Raw genomic sequence first — 20,501 nt, 5'->3', positions numbered from 1 at the left:
GCACGCCTCACGGCTATCGCGACGGCCGCGCCCTTCGCCCGCCCGCTCGCGTCTTTGCGACGAGCCGTACCCGCCGCGCCGTCACGCGCGCCGCAGCGGCGCTGCACGCGCCATCGCGCCCGAACGCGCGCGCCGGCATCCGCGCGCATGCCCGCGCGCGTTCATCCGGATGACACCGTTTCCCCGATATCCTCCCGGCGGCGTTGCGCGGCGGCGCTGCCGCGCACGACGGCATCACGCATCGCGACCAACTTCCCTCCGGCCGCCGCCGCTCCGGCGGTCTCGCCCCACCCCAAAACAAGGAAGCGACAACATGACGAATCAGAATCGCCGAGACTTTCTGCGCCTCGCCGCCGGCACGGCGGGCGCGGCCGCGTTGCAACTCTTTCCGCCTGTGATCCGCGAAGCGCTCGCGATTCCCGCGAACCGCCGCACCGGCACGATCCGCGACGTCGAGCACATCGTGATCCTGATGCAGGAAAACCGCTCGTTCGACCATTACTTCGGCAAGCTGCGCGGCGTGCGCGGCTTCGGCGATCCGCGCCCGCTCACGCTGCAGAACGGCAAGCCGGTGTTCCATCAGCCGGTGCTCCTCGGCCCGGCCGAGCTGCTGCCGTTCCATCCGGACGCATCGAATCTCGGCATGCAGTTCCTGCAAGACCTGCCGCACGGCTGGCAGGACACGCACGGCGCATGGAACAAGGGGCGCTACGACCGCTGGATCGCGAACAAGGGCACGACGACGATGGCGTACCTCGAACGCGGCGACATCCCGTTCCACTACCAGCTCGCCGATGCGTTCACGATCTGCGACGCGTACCACTGCTCGATCCCGAGCTCGACCGACCCGAACCGGTACTACATGTGGACGGGCTACGTCGGCAACGACGGCGCGGGCGGCGGCCCGGTGCTCGGCAACGAGGAAGCCGGCTACGGCTGGAGCACGTATCCGGAGACGCTCGAGCAGGCCGGCGTGTCGTGGAAGATCTATCAGGACATCGGCACGGGCCTCGACGCGGCGGGCTCGTGGGGCTGGACGCAGAACCCGTACATCGGCAACTACGGCGACAATGCGCTCCTCTACTTCAACCAGTACCGCAACGCGCAGCCGGGCAGCCCGCTGTACGACAAGGCGCGCACGGGCACGAACGTGAGCGCGGGCGGCACCCTGTTCGACGTGTTGCAGCAGGACGTGAAGAACGGCACGCTGCCGCAGGTGTCATGGATCTGCGCGCCGGAAGCGTATTCGGAGCACCCGAACTGGCCGGCGAACTACGGCGCGTGGTACGTCGAGCAGGTGCTGAAGGCGCTGACGTCGAATCCGGACGTGTGGAGCAAAACCGCGCTCTTCATCACGTACGACGAGAACGACGGCTTCTTCGATCACGTCGCGCCGCCGTTCGCGCCGCAATCGCGCGACAACGGGCTGTCGACGGTGTCGACCGCGGGCGAGATCTTCCCGGGCGACGCGGCGCACATGGCTGGGCCGTACGGGCTCGGGCCGCGCGTGCCGATGCTCGTCGTATCGCCGTGGACGAAGGGCGGCTGGGTCTGCTCGCAGACGTTCGATCACACGTCGCTGCTGCAATTCATCGAGGCGCGCTTCAACGATCGCTACCCGGTGCGCGCGCCGAACGTGACGCCGTGGCGCCGCGCGGTGTGCGGCGATCTCACGTCCGCGTTCAACTTCTCGAGCCCGGACGGCAGCTGGCCGCAACTGCCCGACACGAGCGGCTACGCGCCGCCCGATCGCAATCGCCACCCGAGCTACGTGCCGGTGCCGCCCGTCGCGCAGTCGATGCCGAAACAGGAAGCGGGCCTGCGCGCCGCGCGCGCGTTGCCGTATGAGCTCTTCGTGCTCGGCCGCATCGATCAGTCGACCGGCAAGTTCAAGCTGACCTTCGCGAACACGGGCCGGGCGGGCGCGGCGTTCCAGGTGACGGCCGGCAATCGCGTCGACGGTCCGTGGGCGTACACGGTCGAAGCGCGCAAGCGTCTGTCCGACGAGTGGAGCACGGCGCTCACGCTGAGCCTCTACGATCTGACCGTGTACGGTCCGAACGGCTTCCTCTGCCAGTTCCGCGGCTCGACCGCGGCCGCGCTCGGCCTCAACGCGAACCCGGAAGTGATCTACGGCTACGACGTCGCGAACGGCAACATCACGCTGCGCCTGTCGAACCGCGGGCGTGCGACGGTGCGGCTCACAGTCGCGAACGCGTACGGCAAGGAAAGCCCGCGCGTCTACGAGCTGAAGCCCGGCCAGCGGATCAACGACTACTGGGATCTGCGCGACAGCCACAGCTGGTACGACCTGACCGTCTCCGACGGCGCGCCGAACGGCTTCCTGCGCCGCTTCGCGGGACACGTCGAGACGGGCCGGCCGAGCACGAGCGATCCGCTGATCGCGACGGTCTGAGCGGCGCGCCGTGCGCTCGCGTGCGGCGCTTCGGCGGCGCACGCGGCTGACGGACTGGGCGCGGACGATCGAAGGCCGCGCGGCGGGCGAGCGCACGACAGCTCGCTCGAGCGATGACCGCGCGGCGCCGCCGGCGAGCGCGCGGCGGGGCGCGCGCGTCCCGCCGCGCCACGTCGCAATCGACCGATCACGCGCCAGCGATCCGTCAATCGAAACGCCCTGATCACGTGCGCGCGGATCGGCAGCGTTTCGCGACGTGGCGCCCGAGCCCGATACAGGCGCGATCGTGTTGCTTCCCGCCGTTCCGCCTTCTCCCCATCTCTCGCTTTTCTCTCCCGCTCCGTTTCGCCGCTTGCCGCCGACAGGCATCCGCCGCGCGCGCGGCGCAAGCGATGGGCGCATCTCGCCCGCCATGCCATCGCCCGCGCACGCTTTCCCGTCGGGCCCGATTCCCGTCGTTCTGCCGCAATGCGCCGCAAGCGCGCACGAATGCGCGCGCGGCGCGCCGCGTCAACAGTCTGCGGAATCCGAGCGTTCCCGCCGTTTCGCGCCCGCTCCCGCCCCCGCGCGACTATGCGCAAATCCGCATCCGATGCGCCGCAAATCAACAAGACTCGCCCAATTTGGCCTTCTATAAATCGGTTAGCCGGCGCCGCTCCGGCGGCTCGCGACGCGGGCCGCGGCGCCGGCCCTGTGCATCCGCGCTACTCGCATCCCGTTCGTGCATCGCTACAAGGAAAGAACATGAGACTCCGCTCGTCACTGTCCTCCCTCGCCCTCGCCGCGGCATTCGCGTGCGGCGCAACCGGCGCCGCGCGTGCCGCCGACGACACGCCCGTCAGGATCGGCTTCGCCGCGCCGCTCACGGGCGTCAACGCGGGCTACGGCAAGGATCTGCAAAACGGCGTGCAACTCGCGCTCGACGACGCCCGCGCGCAAAACGTCAAGATCGGCGGCAAGCCCGCGCGCTTCGAGCTCGTCGTCGAGGACGACCAGGCCGACCCGCGCATCGGCGTGCAGGCCGCGCAAAGCCTCGTCGACAAGAAGGTGTCGGTTGTCGTCGGCCACTTCAATTCAGGGACGACGATTCCCGCGTCGGTCGTCTACGACAAGGCGGGCATCCCCGTCATCGATCCGGCCGCGACGAATCCCGTCATCACGTCGCGCGGGCTCGCGAACGTCTTCATGGTGATCGCCACCGACGGCCAGAACGCCGGCAACGCGGGCCGCTACGCGGTCGACGTGACGAAGGCGAAGCGCATCGCGATCGTCGACGACCGCACCGCGTTCGGCCAGGGCGAAGCCGACGAATTCGACAAGGCGGTGAAGGCCGCCGGCAGCGCGATCGTCGCGCGCGAGTACACGAACAACCAGGCCGTCGACTTTCGCGCGCAGATCACGAGCCTCAAGAGCAAGAACGTCGACCTGATCTTCTTCGGCGGCCTCGATTCGCTCGCGGCGAACTTCATCAAGCAGATGAAGCAGCTCGGCCTGAACGCGCAGTTCGTCGGCGGCGGCGGCGTGAAGGACGCCGAGTTCATCAAGATCGCGGGCCCCGCCGCGGAAGGCGCGATGGCGTGGGAATACGGCCGCCCGCTCGACCAGTTGCCGCAGGGCAAGGATTTCGAGGCGCGCTTCAAGAAGCGCTTCGGCGTCGACGTGCTGTCGTACGCGCAATTCGGCTACGACGCGACGTGGGCCGCGATCAGGGCGATGCAGGCGGCAGGCTCGACCGATCCGAACGGCTATCGGCCCGCGCTGAAGAAAATCGACTTCGAGGGCATCACCGGCCGCATCTCGTTCGGCGGCGACGGCTCGCTCAAGAGCGGGATGTCCACGCTCTATCAGGTGAAGAACGGCGCGTGGCAGACGATCGTCACGAAGGGAGGCTGATCGGCCGCCCGTGATTCGAGCAGGCCGCGCGCGACGCGCTGCACGCGCGCGGCCGCTTTCCCGAACGGCGCGCATCGCGCCCAACCCATGGAGTTTCGATGCAATCGAAAGTCGTCATCGTCGGCGGCGGCGTCATCGGCAGCGCGACCGCCTATTTCCTGCGCACGCTCGATCCGGGCATCGCCGTGACCGTGATCGAGCGCGATCCGACCTATGCGCGCGCGTCGTCCGCGCTGTCCGCGGCGTCGATCCGCCAGCAGTTCTCGACGCCGCTGTCGATCCGGATGTCGCTCTTCGGGATCGAGTTCCTGCGCTCGCTCGGCGAGCGGCTCGCGGTCGACGGCGAACGCCCGTCGATCGATCTGCACGAAGGCGGATACCTCTTTCTCGCGACGCCGGCAGGCGACGCGGCGCTGCGCGAGAACCACGTGCTGCAGACATCGCTCGGCGCGCAGATCCGCTATCTGCCGCGCGACGCGCTCGCCGCGACGTTCCCGTGGCTTGCCGTCGGCGATCTCGCGGCCGGCTGCCACGGCGAGCGCGGCGAAGGCTGGTTCGACGGCTACGGGCTCGTGCAGGCGTTGCGCAGGAAGGCGCGCGCGCTCGGCGCGCAATACGTGAGCGCCGAAGTGACGGGCGCACGCGTCGACGGGCGGCGCGTCACGCAACTGCTGACGGCCGACGGCCGCACGTTCGACTGCGACGCGCTCGTCAACGCGGCGGGGCCGTGGGCGCGTTCGGTCGCGGCGTTCGTCGGCGTCGATCTGCCGGTGCGCGCGCGCCGCCGCAGCATCTTCAACGTGAGCTCGCCCGCCGCGCTGCCGCGCTGCCCGCTCGTCATCGATCCGAGCGGCGTCTACTTCCGGCCGGAAGGCGCATCGTTCATCTGCGGCGCGGCGCCGCCGCCCGAGCGCGATTTCGACGACCTGCCGCTCGACGACATCGACCATGCGCTCTTCGACGACCTGATCTGGCCGACGCTCGCGCACCGCGTGCCGCAGTTCGAGGCGCTGCGGGTCACGCGCAGCTGGTCCGGCTACTACGAGTACAACGTGCTCGACCAGAACGCGATCATCGGGCCGCACCCGGACGTCGACAACTGCATCTTCGCGAACGGCTTCTCCGGGCACGGGCTGCAGCAGGGGCCGGCGACGGGGCGCGGCGTTGCCGAGCTGATCGTGCACGGACGGTACACGTCGCTCGATCTTTCGCCGCTAGGCTTCGCGCGCGTGCTCGAAGGCCGGCCGATTATCGAGCGGAACGTGGTTTGACGGGGAATGCGCGCAGGGCGGGAGCGGCTGGCGAAGACGCGCGGGCGTGGCCGACGCGCGCCGTGTGCGGCGGCGATCGCGGGGGTGACCGGCGGCCGGCGGTCAGAACCCGACGCCGCGCGCCATTCCGGTGGCCGCGAGCACGATCATGGCGATGAGCATCGCCTGCACATGGCCGATCCGCGCGTACGCGGGCGCGCGCGCGAGATCGGGCAGCATCCCGCGACGCGCGCTCACGCGCCAGCGGATGAGGCCCGTCATCGGCGCGAGCTCGAGCACGAGGATCAGCGCGAGCGCGCCCATCTTCAGATGAAAGAGCGGCGCGTGCAGATAATAGTCGCCGCCCTTCTCGAAGCCGCCGAACGCGCGGACGATGCCCGTCGTGATCAGCACGAGCGCGGACACGCCCCAGATCGCGTCGGCCTTGAACACGTCGGGCAGATCCGCCGGCTGCCGCGACGCGGCGACGCGCTTGAGCGCGCGGTTGCGCGCGGAAATCGACGCGAACGCGAAGCCGAACGCGAGCAAATGCACGGCGGCGAGCAGCCATCGAACGGTCAGCATCGTTCCTCCTTCCGTCGGCAAAGCGAATGCGGCGGCGCGAGCCGGCCCGCCGGCGTCACGCGATCTGCCTGAGCGACGCGTCGAGCGCGCGCGCCGCGACGCGGTCCCCTTCCGTCGCGAGCGGCGCGCGCATCACGATCTGGCGGTTATGGCCGACCGCGGCCGGCGAATCCCACAGCAGTTCGATCTTCGGCCTCGCGAACCAACCGCCGTTGCGCGGGGCGGGACGCGCGGATGCCGGCTGTTTCGCCGATGCATGCGATCCGGCCGACGTGACCGATCCGGCCGATGTGGCGGCATCCGGTTGCCCAGCGGGTGGCGCGGCCATATCCGGTTGCGCTCCGGCATCCTGCGCGGCGACGTCCGGCATGACGACGCCCGGCGCAGCGACACCCGGCGCGTCTGCCGCCGGCGCGCCCGCATCGGCGGCCGCCAAGGCTTGCGGCGCAGCCCCTTTCGGCCAGCGCACGGACAACTCGCGCGCATCGTATTGCCCGACTTTGCGGCTCTCCATCCAGACGACGACGGTGCGCGTCAGCACATCGAGCGAGATCGCGTAGCGGCCGATCGCGTAGCGGCGCGCGGCGACATTGGTGCGCCAAAGCGCACGCGGCCGGCACACCCAGACGACGGCCGCATAGAGCGCGGGGGCCGCGAGCAGCCAGCCGTTGCTGACCGTCAGCGCGTGCAGCGCGCGGCGCCAGCCGGCGACCCATGCGAACACGCCGACCGACCATACGGCGAACAGAAAGCCGAGCAGCGCGAAGAAGCGCAGCGCCTGGCGCAGCCACTGCGGAAGCGGATGGAGGGGGCGCTCGGCGCGCGCCTGCGCGCCGGGCAAGACGAGCAGCAGGAAGATGAGGACGAGGTTGATGCACGCCCACGGCGACGACGCCATCGCCGACAGCGACGCCCGATAGCCCATCAGCGACATCGAGAAGAGCCAGCGGGCGAGCAGCACGAGACCGACGGCTCGCAACGCGAAAATGACGCCCGAGCCGGGAGCCGGGTTCGCGCGCGTGGGTTTCGTTCTCGCCAAAACTCTCTCCTCTTGACGGCCTTGCCGGGGCCTGATTTTGCGGCACGGCCATTATAGGGACATTACTCGGCCGGCTGATGTCCAAGCGCCGCAAATCGCCGGATTGCATCGTTTCCGGACACGACGGCGCGGCGCGAATACAACAGATCGCGCGGGGCGCGCACCGGCGGCCGGCGCGCCCGCCGCCGAATGCAAAATGCCCCGCCAGGTCGACCCGGGCGGGGCATCGCTCGAACGTGCAGCGCTCGAAAGCGCCGCGTCAGCCGGCGTTGACTTCGCGCAGCACCGTGCGGCGCTTCTGGCGCAGCAGCTCCTCGTAGCCCTTCACATAGTTCCGCGCCATCACCTTCGACGTGAAACGCGCGTCGAACGCGGCGCGCACCCGCTCGCGCGGCAGCGTGTTCAGGCGCTTGACGGCGGCGACGGCGGACAGTTCGTCCTCGACCACGAAGCCCGACACGCCGTTCTCGATCACCTCAGGCACCGAGCCGCGCTTGAACGCGATGACCGGCGTGCCGCACGCCATCGCCTCGATCATCACGAGGCCGAACGGCTCCGGCCAGTCGATCGGGAACAGCAGCGCGTGCGCGTTGCCGAGGAATTCGGCCTTCTCGGCTTCGCTGATCTCGCCGATGTACTCGACGTGCGGCAGCGAGAAGAGCGGCTTGATCTTCTCTTCGTAGTACGCGCGATCGGCCTTGTCGAGCTTCGCGGCGATCTTGATCGGCATGCCGGCCTGCTCGGCGATGCGGATCGCGGTGTCGACGCGCTTTTCCGGCGAGATGCGGCCGAGAAACGCGAGGTAGCTCGGCTTCACGTCCGGGATCGGCTTGAGCAGGTTCTCGGGCAGGCCGTGGTAGGTCGTCTGCAGCCAGTTCGCCTGCGACAGCGGAATGCGCTGGTTGTCGGAGATCGACACGACGGGCACGTCGCTGAACGTGTTGAAGATCGGCTGCAGTTCCGGCAGGTCGAGGCGGCCGTGCAGCGTCGTCAGATGCGGCACCGGCTGGCGCGAGAACAGCGGGAACGGGTAGTAGTCGATGTGGAAGTGCAGCACGTCGAACTCGTCCGCGCGGCGGCGCACTTCCTCGAGCAGCAGCATGTGCGGCGCCATCACGTCGCGGATCGTCGGATCGAGGCGCAGCGCCTGCGGCCACACGGCCTCGAGCTTCGCGGAGGTCTGCGAATCGCCGCTCGCGAAGAGCGTGACGTCATGTCCCATCTCGACGAGCGCCTCGGTCAGATAGGACACCACCCGTTCGGTACCGCCGTACAGTTTCGGGGGAACCGCTTCGTGCAACGGAGCGATTTGAGCGATTCGCATGTGTAACTCCTAAAAAATCGGCAAAAAGTAAAACAGCGGGTCGATCGCCCGCCTGCCGAACGCCGCGGCGACGTCGGTTGGACGTCGGGCGAGCCGGCTCGCGACACTGAAGCTGCGTTGCCTGGCAGGCCGCGCCGCACGGGCAGTTAACGTTTCAGCGGGAATTCCGTTGACAGGTTCCAGTAAAGGACCTAGGACAAACCCGGAGTCGATTATCGGGGGTCGCGGACGGTGCGGCGCACAACATTTCAAAGTCTTTACGTTGTTACAAAGACGCAACACTTTGCCAATCTTCCGACGTGAAGACCGTTCTAGAGTAGTTGCGTCCGCTCCGCTCCATGCGGCAACCGGCCGTGCGCGCGGCGTTTTTCGTCCGTCGACGAGAGGAACGCGCCACAAGACGCAAAATTTTATCCCAAAATGAGTCGCATACCCCGGCGTAACGCAACTCGGGCGCAGCGCGACGCACCGGCTTGATTACAATGCCGGCTTTCGCCTGCTTCTCGGCGCGACGTTCGGACGCGGCGTTCAACCCTCGTTTCACCACACGCACTGATTTTGGAAGCTCTCACCCCTGCCCAGCGCAACGCCCACAACGCGAAGCTCGCGAGCTACGCCAACCGGCCGCTCGCGTTCCTGTTCCGCTATATCCGGATGCACCCGGTCGCGCACGTCGTCGTGCTCGCCAGCGTGCTCGCGGCGGTCGGCTGCGCGCTCGGCTCGCAATACGCGATCAAGCACCTGATCGACGTGCTCGCGGCCGGCCGCCACCATCCGGGCGCGCTCTGGGGCGCGTTCGCGCTCCTCGTCGGCCTGATCGCCGCGGACAACCTGCTGTGGCGCGTCGGCGGCTGGGTCGCCGCGCATACGTTCGTCGCGGTGACGGGCGATCTGCGCCGCGATCTGTTCCAATATTTGAGCGGGCATTCGCAGACTTACTACGCGGAGAAGCAGCCGGGCACGCTTGCGAGCCGGATCACCGCGACGTCGAACGCGATCTACACGTCGGAGAACACGATGGCGTGGAACGTGCTGCCGCCGTGCATCGCGGTGATGGGCGCGATCCTGATGATCATCGTCGTCAATCCGCTGATGGCGCTCGGCCTCCTGTCGTGCTCGGGCGTGCTCGCGATCGTGCTGTTCAAGCTCGCCAAGCGCGGCTCGGTGCGCCACCACCGCTTCGCGGCGAAGGCGGCGGCCGTCGACGGCGAGCTCGTCGACGTGATCGGCAACATGGGGCTCGTGCGCGCGTTCGGGATGACGCTGCGCGAGCAGAAGCGCTTTTCCGCGACTGTGAAGGCCGAGATGGACGCGCGCCAGCAGAGCCTGCTCTATCTTGAGAAGCTGCGCCTCTTGCACGCGGTGATCACCGCGATGCTGTCGGCGGGCCTGCTCGGCTGGGCGCTGTGGCTCTGGGAGCAGGGGCGCGCGACGTCGGGCGACATCGTCCTCGTGAGCTCGCTCGGCTTCACGATCCTGCACGGCACGCGCGACCTCGCCGTCGCGCTCGTCGACGTCACGCAGCACGTCGCGCGGCTCGCCGAGGCGGTGAAGACGCTCCTCGAGCCGCACGGGATGCCCGACCGCTCGGACGCGATCGCGCTCGCGCCGCGCGGCGGCCGCGTCGACTTCGAGCGCGTGACGTTCGCGTATCCGCACCGCCGGCCGATCCTCGACCACTTCGATCTGCACATCGAGCCCGGCCAGCGCGTCGGCCTGATCGGCAAGTCGGGGGCGGGCAAGTCGACCGTGCTCGCGCTGCTGCAGCGCTTCTACGAGATCCAGCAGGGCGCGATCCGGGTCGACGGCCAGGACCTCGGCTCGATCACGCAGGAGAGCCTGCGCCAGTCGATCGCGCTCGTGCCGCAGGACATCTCCCTCTTCCACCGGTCGATCTACGAGAACATCGCGTACGGGCGCCCCGACGCGACGCACGAGGAAGTGCTCGCCGCCGCGCGCGATGCGCGCTGCACCGAGTTCATCGAGGCGATGCCGGAGGGCTTCGAGACGATCGTCGGCGATCGCGGCGTGAAGCTGTCGGGCGGCCAGCGGCAGCGGATCGCGATCGCGCGCGCGATCCTGAAGGACGCGCCGATCCTGCTGCTCGACGAGGCGACGTCGGCGCTCGACAGCGCGTCCGAAGAAGCGATCCAGGCCGCCCTCGACCGGCTGATGACGGGCCGCACGGTGATCGCGATCGCGCACCGGCTGTCGACGCTGCGCAACTTCGACCGGATCATCGTGATGAGCGCGGGCAAGGTGATCGACGACGGCAGCCCCGACGTGCTGCGCGAGCGCCCGGGCCTCTACCGCGACCTGCTCGCGAAACAGCACGGCCGGCACCTGGCCGCGCCGGCGCCCGCGGAGGGCGACGGTAACGGCGACGACGATGCGTCGGCGTCGGACGACGAACGCGTCGCGTAGCGCCGCGCCGTCAACGAAAAAGGGAAGAACGAAAAGGCCCGGCCGGAACTGCGCTCCGAAAATTCCGCCCCCCGTTACTATCTTCCCGCCCCGATAATTGGGGCTTTGGCCAGCCAGGCTCGGCATGATTCTCGCCCCCAGTCGCAGTCATGATCCGGGGGGTGTTGTCACCGGGCCTGGTGGGTGGCTGGTGATCGCTGATAGGGGTTTGGCCGGGATATCCCGACGCCGTCCGTAACGTGGATGCCGAGACTTGCCACCGTTGTTGCAGGCCAATCCGTTCACTCTGCACAAACTGCGATGCAAGACACACAACAACGTGATGCCGTCGATGTCTTCGTCGGCGTCGATGTCGGTAAAGGCCAGCATCACGCCGTCGCACTCGATCGGAACGGCAAGCGTCTGTACAACAAGGCGCTACCCAACGACGAGGCCAAGCTGCGCGCCCTCATCGCCGAACTCAAGACTCACGGTCGACTCCTGTTCGTCGTCGACCAACCTTCCACCATCGGCGCGCTGCCGGTGGCCGTAGCCCGTGCTGAAGGCGTACTCGTCGCCTATCTGCCGGGACTGGCCATGCGCCGCATCGCCGATCTGCATGCAGGTGAAGCCAAGACCGATGCCCGCGATGCCGCGATCATTGCCGAAGCCGCCCGCTCGATGCCACATACGCTGCGCTCACTTCGATTGGCTGACGAGCAACTCGCCGAGCTCACCATGCTGTGCGGCTTCGACGATGATCTCGCCGCCCAGGTCACTCAAACCAGCAACCGCATTCGCGGCCTGCTTACTCAAATCCATCCGGCGCTCGAGCGCGTTCTCGGACCCCGCCTCGACCATCCGGCAGTGCTCGATCTGCTTGAGCGCTACCCGTCGCCCGCCGCGCTTGCCTCAACCAGCGAGAAGACGCTTGCTAACCGCCTGACCAAGCTCGCGCCCCGCATGGGCAAAAGCTTGGCGGCCGAGATCGTTCAGGCTCTGAGCGAACAAGCCGTGATCGTGCCCGGCACGCAAGCTGCCACCATCGTCATGCCTCGTTTGGCCCAGCAGCTTGCGGCCTTGCGTAAGCAGCGCGACGAGGTCGCGGCCGAAGTTGAGCAACTGGTGCTTGCTCACCCTCTTTGGCCGGTCCTGACCAGCATGCCGGGAGTCGGCGTCAGGACCGCCGCCAGACTCCTGACCGAAGTCGCCCATAAGGCCTTCGCTTCGGCTGCACACTTGGCGGCCTACGCTGGCCTTGCCCCGGTCACCCGGCGCTCAGGCTCGTCTATCCGAGGCGAACATCCATCCAGACGCGGCAACAAGGTGCTAAAGCGCGCCTTGTTCCTATCCGCCTTCGCTGCCTTACGAGACCCAGTCTCACGGGCCTATTACTCCCGCAAGATCCAGCAAGGCAAGCGCCACAACCAAGCCCTCATCGCACTGGCACGGCGACGCTGCGACGTCCTGTTCGCCATGCTGCGTGACGGCACCATTTACCAACCCAAGTCAGCCCCTACCGCTTGACGAAACACATAGGGGCACCCCCCAAAGCTGGATGTTTCAGTCCGACTTTTGGGGTGTGTTGCATGACGAAGTACAGCGACGGGCTTCGACGACCAGTCGTTCAGGGGCATCCGACATCGGAAGGAGGCGCTCGGCCCGATCCGGCCGGCGAAGCGTCGCGGAATTGGCCGACCGGTGATACGCCGACGGATCGCGGCCCGCCGTCCGCATGGCCGATCGCGGAACGCAGCCCTTCGGCGCCTGGCCTTTAGCCGTCCAGCTTCGTGGGGGGCGGATCACGGTCGGTCTTTTCGCTCAAGCCCGCATTCGTCATCCGGGGGGTGCCCCTATGTGTTTCGTCAAGCGGTAGGGGCTGACTTGGGTTGGTAAATGGTGCCGTCACGCAGCATGGCGAACAGGACGTCGCAGCGTCGCCGTGCCAGTGCGATGAGGGCTTGGTTGTGGCGCTTGCCTTGCTGGATCTTGCGGGAGTAATAGGCCCGTGAGACTGGGTCTCGTAAGGCAGCGAAGGCGGATAGGAACAAGGCGCGCTTTAGCACCTTGTTGCCGCGTCTGGATGGATGTTCGCCTCGGATAGACGAGCCTGAGCGCCGGGTGACCGGGGCAAGGCCAGCGTAGGCCGCCAAGTGTGCAGCCGAAGCGAAGGCCTTATGGGCGACTTCGGTCAGGAGTCTGGCGGCGGTCCTGACGCCGACTCCCGGCATGCTGGTCAGGACCGGCCAAAGAGGGTGAGCAAGCACCAGTTGCTCAACTTCGGCCGCGACCTCGTCGCGCTGCTTACGCAAGGCCGCAAGCTGCTGGGCCAAACGAGGCATGACGATGGTGGCAGCTTGCGTGCCGGGCACGATCACGGCTTGTTCGCTCAGAGCCTGAACGATCTCGGCCGCCAAGCTTTTGCCCATGCGGGGCGCGAGCTTGGTCAGGCGGTTAGCAAGCGTCTTCTCGCTGGTTGAGGCAAGCGCGGCGGGCGACGGGTAGCGCTCAAGCAGATCGAGCACTGCCGGATGGTCGAGGCGGGGTCCGAGAACGCGCTCGAGCGCCGGATGGATTTGAGTAAGCAGGCCGCGAATGCGGTTGCTGGTTTGAGTGACCTGGGCGGCGAGATCATCGTCGAAGCCGCACAGCATGGTGAGCTCGGCGAGTTGCTCGTCAGCCAATCGAAGTGAGCGCAGCGTATGTGGCATCGAGCGGGCGGCTTCGGCAATGATCGCGGCATCGCGGGCATCGGTCTTGGCTTCACCTGCATGCAGATCGGCGATGCGGCGCATGGCCAGTCCCGGCAGATAGGCGACGAGTACGCCTTCAGCACGGGCTACGGCCACCGGCAGCGCGCCGATGGTGGAAGGTTGGTCGACGACGAACAGGAGTCGACCGTGAGTCTTGAGTTCGGCGATGAGGGCGCGCAGCTTGGCCTCGTCGTTGGGTAGCGCCTTGTTGTACAGACGCTTGCCGTTCCGATCGAGTGCGACGGCGTGATGCTGGCCTTTACCGACATCGACGCCGACGAAGACATCGACGGCATCACGTTGTTGTGTGTCTTGCATCGCAGTTTGTGCAGAGTGAACGGATTGGCCTGCAACAACGGTGGCAAGTCTCGGCATCCACGTTACGGACGGCGTCGGGATATCCCGGCCAAACCCCTATCAGCGATCACCAGCCACCCACCAGGCCCGGTGACAACACCCCCCGGATCATGACTGCGACTGGGGGCGAGAATCATGCCGAGCCTGGCTGGCCAAAGCCCCAATTATCGGGGCGGGAAGATAGTAACGGGGCGCGGCGCTCGCCGGATGCGGCGTGCGGACGTCCGAACCATCGCCCCTCACGCCCGCGCGATCGCGCCGCCCCGGAGCGGCGAGAGCAGGCAGCCCTCGCCCGCCGCCGCGCGCTATCGCCCGAGATCCCGCAAGAAGTTGTCGCGCCACACCGACACGTTGTTCTCGCGCAGCCGCGCGAGCATGTCGGCGTGACGCGCGCGCCGCTCGGCGAGCGGCATCGACAGCGCGCGCGACAACGCGTCGGCCATCCCGGCGATGTCGATCGGATTGACGATCAGCGCGCCCGTAAGCTCGCACGCCGCGCCCGCGAAGCGCGACAGCACCAGCACGCCGGGATCGTCCGGGTCCTGCGCGGACACATACTCCTTCGCGACGAGATTCATCCCGTCGCGCAGCGGCGTCACGTAGCCGACACGCGCGAGCCGGTACAGCGCGGCCAGCACCGGCCGCTCGTACTGCCGATGGATGTAGAGGATCGGCGCCCAGTCGAGCTCCGCGAAGCGCCCATTGATGCGCCCCGACTCGCCTTCGAGCTGACGGCGGATGTCCTGGTACGCGCGCAGGTCGGCGCGCGTCGACGGCGCGATCTGCAGGAACGACACGTGATTGCGAAACGACGTCTCGTGCTCGAGCAGCTTCTCGAACGCGCGAAAGCGCTCGACGAGCCCCTTCGAGTAATCGAGCCGGTCGACGCTCATCACGAGCTGCCGCCCGCGCAGCGACGCCGCGAGCGCCTTCACCGCGCGGCCGTTCTCGCCCGCCTTCGCGAGCGCGGCGATCTCGTCCGGATAGACGCCGATCGGATACGCGGCCGCGCGCAGCGTGCGCCCGAACGCCTCGACGCGCGCCGGGTGCGCGGCGCGGTCGACCGCGCCGCCCGCCTCGCATTCGACGTATTCGAAGAACGCGCGCAGATCGGTGTCGGTCTGGAAGCCGAGCAGATCGAACGAGCACAGCGCCTCGACAAGCTCCCGATGCGGCGGCACGTTGACGAGCACCTGCGCGGCCGGAAACGGAATGTGCAGGAAGAAGCCGATCCGGTTCTTCACGCCGGCCGCGCGCAGCGCCTGCGCGAACGGAATCAGGTGATAGTCGTGCACCCAGATCACGTCGTCGTCGCGCAACAGCGGCACGAGCTGCCGCGCGAGCCACACGTTCACGCGCGAATAGCCCTCGAACTCGTGGCGATCGAACTGAATCAGGTCCGCGCGGTAATGGAACGCCGGCCACAGCGTCGCGTTCGAGAAGCCTCGGTAGTACTGATCGTAATCGCGGCGCGACAGCCCGATCGTCGCGAACGTGACGGGGCCGTGCTCCTCGACGCGAATCTGCGGCGCGCCCGACGCGACAACCTCGCCGCTCCAGCCGAACCACGTGCCGCCCGTTTCCTTCAGCGCGTCGTAGACACCGATCGCGAGACCGCCCGCGGCGGGCTCCCCTTCCGAAATCGGCGCGACCCGATTCGAGACGATGATGAGACGGCTCATGCGAGCGCGCGCCCCGCGTCGATCCAGCGCGCGAGCTGCTCGCGGAACGCGGCGACCGAATCGACGCGCACATGCGCCGCCGTATCGCCCGCGCCGACTTTGATCGACAGCCCGCCGCTCGCGTTGACGACGGCGAAGCCCTGCTCGTCGGTCAGATCGTCACCGGCGAAGACGGGCATGCGCCCGGCGAACGGCGGCTCGTTCAGGAACGCGGCGACCGCGCGCCCCTTGTCGACGCCCTTCGGCTTGATCTCGAACACCATCTTGCCCGGCTGCAGCACGTACGCGTCCGGATAGTCGGCGACGAGCCGCTCGGCCGCCGCGCGCGCCACGCCTTCGCGCTCGGGCGCATTGCGAAAGTGCAGCGCGAGCGCCGCGCCCTTGATCTCGAGCAGCATGCCCGGATGCCGGTCGACGACCGCCGCGAGCTCGCGCTCGATGCGCAACAGGCGCGGATCGTCGAAGCCGATGCGCTGCGTGTCGCCGTTCGCGTCGCGCCGCTCGGCGCCGTGCAGGCCCGCCACCGGCAGATCGGGCAGGTTCAGATACGCGTCGATGCTGTCGATGCCGCGCCCCGAGACGATCGCGACCGCGCCGTGCGACAGCCGCCGCAGATCGTCGACGAGCGCGGGCACGTCGGGCGGCACCTGAATCGCGTCGGGTGTCGGCGCGAGGTCGACGAGCGTGCCGTCGAAGTCGAAGAAGAACGCGGCGCGAGCGAGAGGAAGGGAAAGCGGGATGGATGGCATCGATTCGCTGAAGAGAATGGCCGCTGGCGGGCGCGCCCGCCGGGCGAATGTGCGCATCTTACCGCGCCTCGTACACGATGAACAAAAGCGCGGGCCTGCGGCGCGCGGCCGGCATCCCGCGTCGCTGCGACATTTTGCCCCGGTTCCGCGTGCCGCGCGCGTTTCGAAAAGACGATCCGGATCAAATTGCGCTACAGTCGCAACCGCTAACCGATATGGCGCGACGCGGCCCGACGCCGATCCGCCTCGGCGCCGGAGTGTGGCCGGGCCGGTGCGCCGCGACGCGGCACGCTCGATGCGTCCCCGATCGCAGCCGGCGCCGCGCACCGTGATCGCGGCACCCGATACCGCGCGGGGCCGTCGCGCACGATTGCTCTTCGAACCGTTTCGAACTGAATTCGCCGATGCCGTTTCCTTTTTCCGCGGCGCGCGCGCCGGCCGCATCATCGCCGGCTTGCGCCCGCCGCACGCGCTTTTTGCGCGTCGCCGCCTGCGCGGCGGCGGTCGTGCTCGCCGGCTGCACGCCGCGCGGCGAGCCGTGGCGCCTGACGAACGTAACGGGCCACCTGCCCGACCTGACGTTCTCGCTCACGGGCGAGGACGGCAAGCCGATCGACGCGTCCGCGTTCCGCGGCCGCGCCGCGCTCGTCTACTTCGGCTACACGCATTGCCCGGACGTGTGCCCGGAGACGATGGCGCGCCTGATGCGGGTGCTCGCGCTGCTCGGCCCGGACGTGCGCGACAACGTGCGCATCCTGTTCGTGTCGGTCGACCCGGCGCGCGACACGCCCGCCGCGATGCGCGACTACGTCGGCGCGTTCGACGCAGAGCACGCGTACGGGCTGACGGGCAGCGAGCGGCAAATCGAGTCGCTCGCGAAGCGCTACCGCGTCGCGTATCAGATGGAAAAGCGCGATCCGAACGGCAGCTACGAAGTCACGCACAGCTCGGCCGTCTATGTGTTCGATGCGCAAGGCCGCGCGCGCCTGCTCGCGACCGACCAGGATTCCCCCGACGCGATCGCCGCCGATCTGCGCCGGATCATCGTCAACCGTTCCTGAACCGGAACCCACTTACCGCCAAGCCGATGACGCTCAAACCGACACTCCTCGCCGCGCTCGCCGCCCTCTCGCTCAGCCTGAACGCCCACGCGGCCGACGCCGCTTCGATCAGCGCGCAGAACGCATGGGTGCGCTGGCTGCCGAACAAATTGCCCGCCGCCGGCTACGTCACGCTCGTCAACGCGAGCGACAAGCCGATCGATCTCGTCGAGGTCGACAGTCCCGAGTACGGAATGACGATGCTGCACCAGACCGTGTCGAACGGCTCGACGCAGAAGATGGTGATGGTCGACAAGCTGACGATCCCCGCGCGCGGCAAGGTCGACATCGCGCCGGGCGGCTATCACTTCATGCTCGAAGAGCCGAAGCGCGCGATCAAGCCGGGCGACACCGTGCACCTGCGGATGCAGTTCTCCGACGGCGAAAAGCTCGACGCGCCGTTCGCCGTGAAGTCTCCCGCGACCGCCCAGTAAGTCCCGCGCGATGAACCTGCTGTACTGGCTCGAGCCGTGGGAGCCGTCGCCCACCGTCGTGATCGCGGTACTCGTGGCCGGCGTGCTGTTCGCGCGCGGCGCGCGCAAGGCGAAGGTGTCGGCGTCGCGGCGCGTCGCGTTCTGGTTCGGACTCGTCGCGCTGTACGTCGCGCTGCACACGCGGCTCGACTACTTCTTCGAGCACGAGTTCTTCATGCACCGCGCGCAGCACCTGGTGCTGCATCATCTCGGGCCGTTCTTCATCGCGTTGTCGTATCCGGGCGCGGCGATCCGCGCCGGCATCCCGTTCGCGTGGCGGCAGCGCTTCGTGCGCCCCGCGCTCGCGCAGCCGTTCGTGCGCGCGACGCTCGACGTGCTGTTCAATCCGGTCGTCGCGGTCGTGCTGTTCGTCGGCCTGATCTATTTCTGGCTGCTGTCGCCGATCCACTTCGTCGCGATGCTCGACTGGCGGCTCTATCGCGTGATGAACTGGAGCATGGTGATCGACGGGCTGCTGTTCTGGTGGCTCGTCGTCGATCCTCGGCCCGCGCCGCCCGCCCGGCTCGCGCCGGGGCGCCGCATCCTGATGGTCGTCGCGGCGATTCCGCCGCAGATCGCGCTCGGCGCGCTGATCTTCTTCACGCCGCACGAGCTCTATCCGATCTATTCGATCTGCGGGCGCGCGTTCACGTGGCTGAGCCCGCTGCGCGACCAGCAGATCGGCGGGCTGCTGCTGTGGATTCCCGGCTCGATGATGAGCGTGATCGGCGCGCTGATCGCGCTGCGACACTGGATGCGGCTGTCCGCGCGCGGCCGCCTGTCGGACGAGCGCGCGGCGCGCGCCGAGCTCGCGCGCAGGCAGGCGGCCCGCGCGTCGCACTGACGCTCACCACCGGCTCGCCACGTCACGCGCGGGCCCCGTGCGATTCGCGGGCGCAATCCGCGGCGGGTTCGGCGCCTCGCCGCTTACGCGGGCGAGCGCATCCACACGTGCGCAATGCCGTCCTCGTCGTGCACGTCCGAACTCGGCGCGAAACCGAACGCGCCGTAGAAGTTCTGCAAATGCGCCTGCACGTGCAGGCTGATCGGTGTGTCCGGCCACTGCGCGCGAATGCGCTCGAGCGCGGCCGAGAGCATCGCGTTGCCGAGGCCCATTCCGCGAAACGGCTGCGTCGTCAGCACTCGGCCGATCCGGATGTCCGGCTCCGACGCGTCGGGCAGCAGCACGCGCAGGTAGCACGCGAGACGGCCCTGCGCGTCGTACGCGCCGAGATGCCACGCATCGAGATCGGCATGATCGATGTCGCGATACACGCAGTGCTGCTCGACGACGAACACGTCGCTGCGCGCCGCGAGAATCGCGTAGATCTCGCTCGGCGTCAGCGCGCCGAACGGTTTCCAGCGCCATTCGAGCGATGCCGAAGGCGCGGCGGCGGTAATGGACGAAGCGGCTGCCGTGGGGGTGGACATGATCGAGATTCCGAGTGAAAAGCAATGTCGTTGCGATGCACGCAATGGCCGATTATGCCTTGAGCGGACTCGGGAACGCGAATACAGGCTCCCGCGCCGAATGCGCGCATTCGCGTCCGCGCGCGGCGCCGCGCAAATGGCGCATGGGAAAAGCCCCGCTCGTCGCGGGGCTTTCGTCAAGCGCTCATCTTGCCGAAGCGGCCGCCGTTGAAATCGTCGATCGCCTGGCGAATCTCCTCGTCGCTGTTCATCACGAACGGCCCGTAGCCGACGATCGGCTCGTCGATCGGCTCGCCGCTCAGCCACAGCAGCGTCGCATCGTTGTTCGCCTCGATGTCGACGTCGCTGCCGTCCCGTGCGAACTGCACGAGTTGCGCTTCGCGCACGACCTCTTCGCCGTTCACGAGCACCGTGCCGCGCAGCACGACGAGCGCGAGCGTGCGGCCCGCGTCGGCGCGCAGCCGCACGCGCCCGCCCTGCGCGACGCGCACGTCCCACACGTCGAGCGGCGTATGCGTGCGCGCCGGCCCGCGGCGGCCGTCGAACTCGCCCGCGATCACCCGCACGCGGCCCGCGCCGTCGGGCAGTTCGACCGACGGGATGCTGTCGTTCAGCAGCGTCTGATAGCCGGGCTCGGACATCTTGTCTTTCGCGGGCAGATTCACCCAGAGCTGCACCATCTCGAGCGTGCCGCCGTCGCGCGCGAACTGCGCCGAATGAAACTCCTCGTGCAGGATGCCGCCCGCCGCCGTCATCCACTGGACGTCGCCCGGGCCGATATGGCCGCCCGCGCCCGTCGAGTCGCGGTGATCGACCTCGCCCTGATAGACGATCGTCACGGTCTCGAAGCCGCGATGCGGATGCTGGCCGACGCCGCGCCGCCGCGCGGTCGGCTCGAAGCGCGCCGGGCCGGCGTAATCGAGCAGCAGGAACGGGCTCAGATGTGCGCCGTGGCTGTCATAGCTGAACAAGGACCGCACCGGGAAGCCGTCGCCAACCCAGTGCGAACGAGGCGCGCTGTACACGCCGACGATTTGCTTCATGTT

Annotated in this window: 16 protein-coding genes; 8 read left to right on the top strand and 8 right to left on the bottom strand. The window is 68.3% G+C overall.

The genetic code is table 11. The features are described 5' to 3' along the window. Positions 1-313: 313 nt before the first annotated feature. From BTH_RS21195 to BTH_RS21180, 3 genes are all read left to right on the top strand, one after another. The gene (locus BTH_RS21195) at positions 314-2,416 is read left to right on the top strand and encodes a phosphocholine-specific phospholipase C (protein WP_009890047.1); all 2,103 of its coding nucleotides are present in this window, start codon (positions 314-316) and stop codon (positions 2,414-2,416) included. 744 nt (positions 2,417-3,160) lie between these two features. After that, complete coding sequence (locus BTH_RS21185) at positions 3,161-4,309, top strand: branched-chain amino acid ABC transporter substrate-binding protein (protein ID WP_009890045.1); 1,149 nt, start codon at positions 3,161-3,163, stop codon at positions 4,307-4,309. 98 nt (positions 4,310-4,407) lie between these two features. Beyond that, positions 4,408-5,580 carry an NAD(P)/FAD-dependent oxidoreductase gene (locus BTH_RS21180; RefSeq protein WP_009890044.1) on the top strand — a complete coding sequence of 391 codons (1,173 nt, stop codon included), beginning with the start codon at positions 4,408-4,410 and terminating at the stop codon, positions 5,578-5,580. A gap of 102 nt (positions 5,581-5,682) precedes the next feature. Here the strand turns inward: BTH_RS21180 and BTH_RS21175 are convergent, their stop codons facing one another. From BTH_RS21175 to BTH_RS21165, 3 genes are all read right to left on the bottom strand, one after another. Beyond that, positions 5,683-6,144, bottom strand: coding sequence for a DUF2214 family protein (locus BTH_RS21175; RefSeq protein ID WP_009890043.1), 462 nt, complete (start codon positions 6,142-6,144; stop codon positions 5,683-5,685). A 55-nt stretch (positions 6,145-6,199) separates the two neighbouring features. Next, a complete protein-coding gene (locus BTH_RS21170) occupies positions 6,200-7,183 on the bottom strand; it encodes a hypothetical protein (RefSeq protein WP_009908953.1) in 984 nt (327 codons plus the stop codon). A gap of 259 nt (positions 7,184-7,442) precedes the next feature. Further along, the gene (locus tag BTH_RS21165; RefSeq protein WP_009890041.1) at positions 7,443-8,507 is read right to left on the bottom strand and encodes a glycosyltransferase family 4 protein; all 1,065 of its coding nucleotides are present in this window, start codon (positions 8,505-8,507) and stop codon (positions 7,443-7,445) included. A gap of 558 nt (positions 8,508-9,065) precedes the next feature. Here BTH_RS21165 and BTH_RS21160 point away from each other — a divergent pair. After that, complete coding sequence (locus tag BTH_RS21160) at positions 9,066-10,931, top strand: ABC transporter ATP-binding protein (RefSeq protein ID WP_009890040.1); 1,866 nt, start codon at positions 9,066-9,068, stop codon at positions 10,929-10,931. A gap of 300 nt (positions 10,932-11,231) precedes the next feature. Continuing rightward, positions 11,232-12,437, top strand: coding sequence for an IS110-like element ISBma3 family transposase (locus tag BTH_RS21155; protein WP_009892020.1), 1,206 nt, complete (start codon positions 11,232-11,234; stop codon positions 12,435-12,437). Positions 12,438-12,775: 338 nt separating this feature from the next. Here the strand turns inward: BTH_RS21155 and BTH_RS21150 are convergent, their stop codons facing one another. The 3 genes from BTH_RS21150 to otsB form a co-directional block, all read right to left on the bottom strand. Then, positions 12,776-13,981 carry an IS110-like element ISBma3 family transposase gene (locus BTH_RS21150; RefSeq protein WP_009892020.1) on the bottom strand — a complete coding sequence of 402 codons (1,206 nt, stop codon included), beginning with the start codon at positions 13,979-13,981 and terminating at the stop codon, positions 12,776-12,778. Between the two features lie 344 nt (positions 13,982-14,325). Then, positions 14,326-15,702 carry an alpha,alpha-trehalose-phosphate synthase (UDP-forming) gene (gene otsA / locus BTH_RS21145; protein WP_009890039.1) on the bottom strand — a complete coding sequence of 459 codons (1,377 nt, stop codon included), beginning with the start codon at positions 15,700-15,702 and terminating at the stop codon, positions 14,326-14,328. After that, entirely contained in the window at positions 15,699-16,508 is an 810-nt protein-coding gene (otsB, locus tag BTH_RS21140) for a trehalose-phosphatase (protein WP_009890038.1), read from the bottom strand. Before otsB ends, otsA begins: the two co-directional genes overlap by 4 nt. A gap of 347 nt (positions 16,509-16,855) precedes the next feature. On the opposite strand from otsB, the gene BTH_RS21135 reads away from it, so the two are divergent. Genes BTH_RS21135 through BTH_RS21125 form a run of 3 tightly spaced genes read left to right on the top strand, consistent with a single transcriptional unit; the run spans position 16,856 to position 18,868 of the window. Next, positions 16,856-17,512, top strand: a complete 657-nt coding sequence (locus BTH_RS21135) for an SCO family protein (protein WP_009890037.1) — start codon at positions 16,856-16,858, stop codon at positions 17,510-17,512. 26 nt (positions 17,513-17,538) lie between these two features. Further along, positions 17,539-17,985, top strand: coding sequence for a copper chaperone PCu(A)C (locus BTH_RS21130; protein WP_009890036.1), 447 nt, complete (start codon positions 17,539-17,541; stop codon positions 17,983-17,985). Positions 17,986-17,995: 10 nt separating this feature from the next. Beyond that, positions 17,996-18,868, top strand: a complete 873-nt coding sequence (locus tag BTH_RS21125) for a cytochrome c oxidase assembly protein (RefSeq protein ID WP_009890035.1) — start codon at positions 17,996-17,998, stop codon at positions 18,866-18,868. Between the two features lie 83 nt (positions 18,869-18,951). On the opposite strand, the gene BTH_RS21120 is transcribed toward BTH_RS21125, so the two are convergent. Both BTH_RS21120 and BTH_RS21115 read right to left on the bottom strand, forming a co-directional pair. Next, a complete protein-coding gene (locus BTH_RS21120) occupies positions 18,952-19,455 on the bottom strand; it encodes a GNAT family N-acetyltransferase (protein WP_009890034.1) in 504 nt (167 codons plus the stop codon). A 176-nt stretch (positions 19,456-19,631) separates the two neighbouring features. After that, entirely contained in the window at positions 19,632-20,498 is an 867-nt protein-coding gene (locus BTH_RS21115) for a pirin family protein (RefSeq protein ID WP_009890033.1), read from the bottom strand. Positions 20,499-20,501 lie beyond the last annotated feature (3 nt).

The organism is Burkholderia thailandensis E264 (assembly GCF_000012365.1).
GTDB lineage: Bacteria > Pseudomonadota > Gammaproteobacteria > Burkholderiales > Burkholderiaceae > Burkholderia > Burkholderia thailandensis.
The sequence above is the reverse complement of the archived record's forward strand: the minus strand, read 5'-3'. Positions and strand labels throughout refer to the sequence as shown.

What these genes read in the sequence shown, in the direction of transcription:
- BTH_RS21195 (WP_009890047.1), top strand. Translation starts at nt 314, where the DNA reads ATGACGAATCAGAATCGCCGAGACTTTCTGCGCCTCGCCGCCGGCACG.
- BTH_RS21185 (WP_009890045.1), top strand. Translation starts at nt 3,161, where the DNA reads ATGAGACTCCGCTCGTCACTGTCCTCCCTCGCCCTCGCCGCGGCATTC.
- BTH_RS21180 (WP_009890044.1), top strand. Translation starts at nt 4,408, where the DNA reads ATGCAATCGAAAGTCGTCATCGTCGGCGGCGGCGTCATCGGCAGCGCG.
- BTH_RS21175 (WP_009890043.1), bottom strand. Translation starts at nt 6,144, where the DNA reads ATGCTGACCGTTCGATGGCTGCTCGCCGCCGTGCATTTGCTCGCGTTC.
- BTH_RS21165 (WP_009890041.1), bottom strand. Translation starts at nt 8,507, where the DNA reads ATGCGAATCGCTCAAATCGCTCCGTTGCACGAAGCGGTTCCCCCGAAA.
- BTH_RS21155 (WP_009892020.1), top strand. Translation starts at nt 11,232, where the DNA reads ATGCAAGACACACAACAACGTGATGCCGTCGATGTCTTCGTCGGCGTC.
- BTH_RS21150 (WP_009892020.1), bottom strand. Translation starts at nt 13,981, where the DNA reads ATGCAAGACACACAACAACGTGATGCCGTCGATGTCTTCGTCGGCGTC.
- otsA (WP_009890039.1), bottom strand. Translation starts at nt 15,702, where the DNA reads ATGAGCCGTCTCATCATCGTCTCGAATCGGGTCGCGCCGATTTCGGAA.
- otsB (WP_009890038.1), bottom strand. Translation starts at nt 16,508, where the DNA reads ATGCGCACATTCGCCCGGCGGGCGCGCCCGCCAGCGGCCATTCTCTTC.
- BTH_RS21135 (WP_009890037.1), top strand. Translation starts at nt 16,856, where the DNA reads ATGCCGTTTCCTTTTTCCGCGGCGCGCGCGCCGGCCGCATCATCGCCG.
- BTH_RS21130 (WP_009890036.1), top strand. Translation starts at nt 17,539, where the DNA reads ATGACGCTCAAACCGACACTCCTCGCCGCGCTCGCCGCCCTCTCGCTC.
- BTH_RS21125 (WP_009890035.1), top strand. Translation starts at nt 17,996, where the DNA reads ATGAACCTGCTGTACTGGCTCGAGCCGTGGGAGCCGTCGCCCACCGTC.
- BTH_RS21120 (WP_009890034.1), bottom strand. Translation starts at nt 19,455, where the DNA reads ATGTCCACCCCCACGGCAGCCGCTTCGTCCATTACCGCCGCCGCGCCT.
- BTH_RS21115 (WP_009890033.1), bottom strand. Translation starts at nt 20,498, where the DNA reads ATGAAGCAAATCGTCGGCGTGTACAGCGCGCCTCGTTCGCACTGGGTT.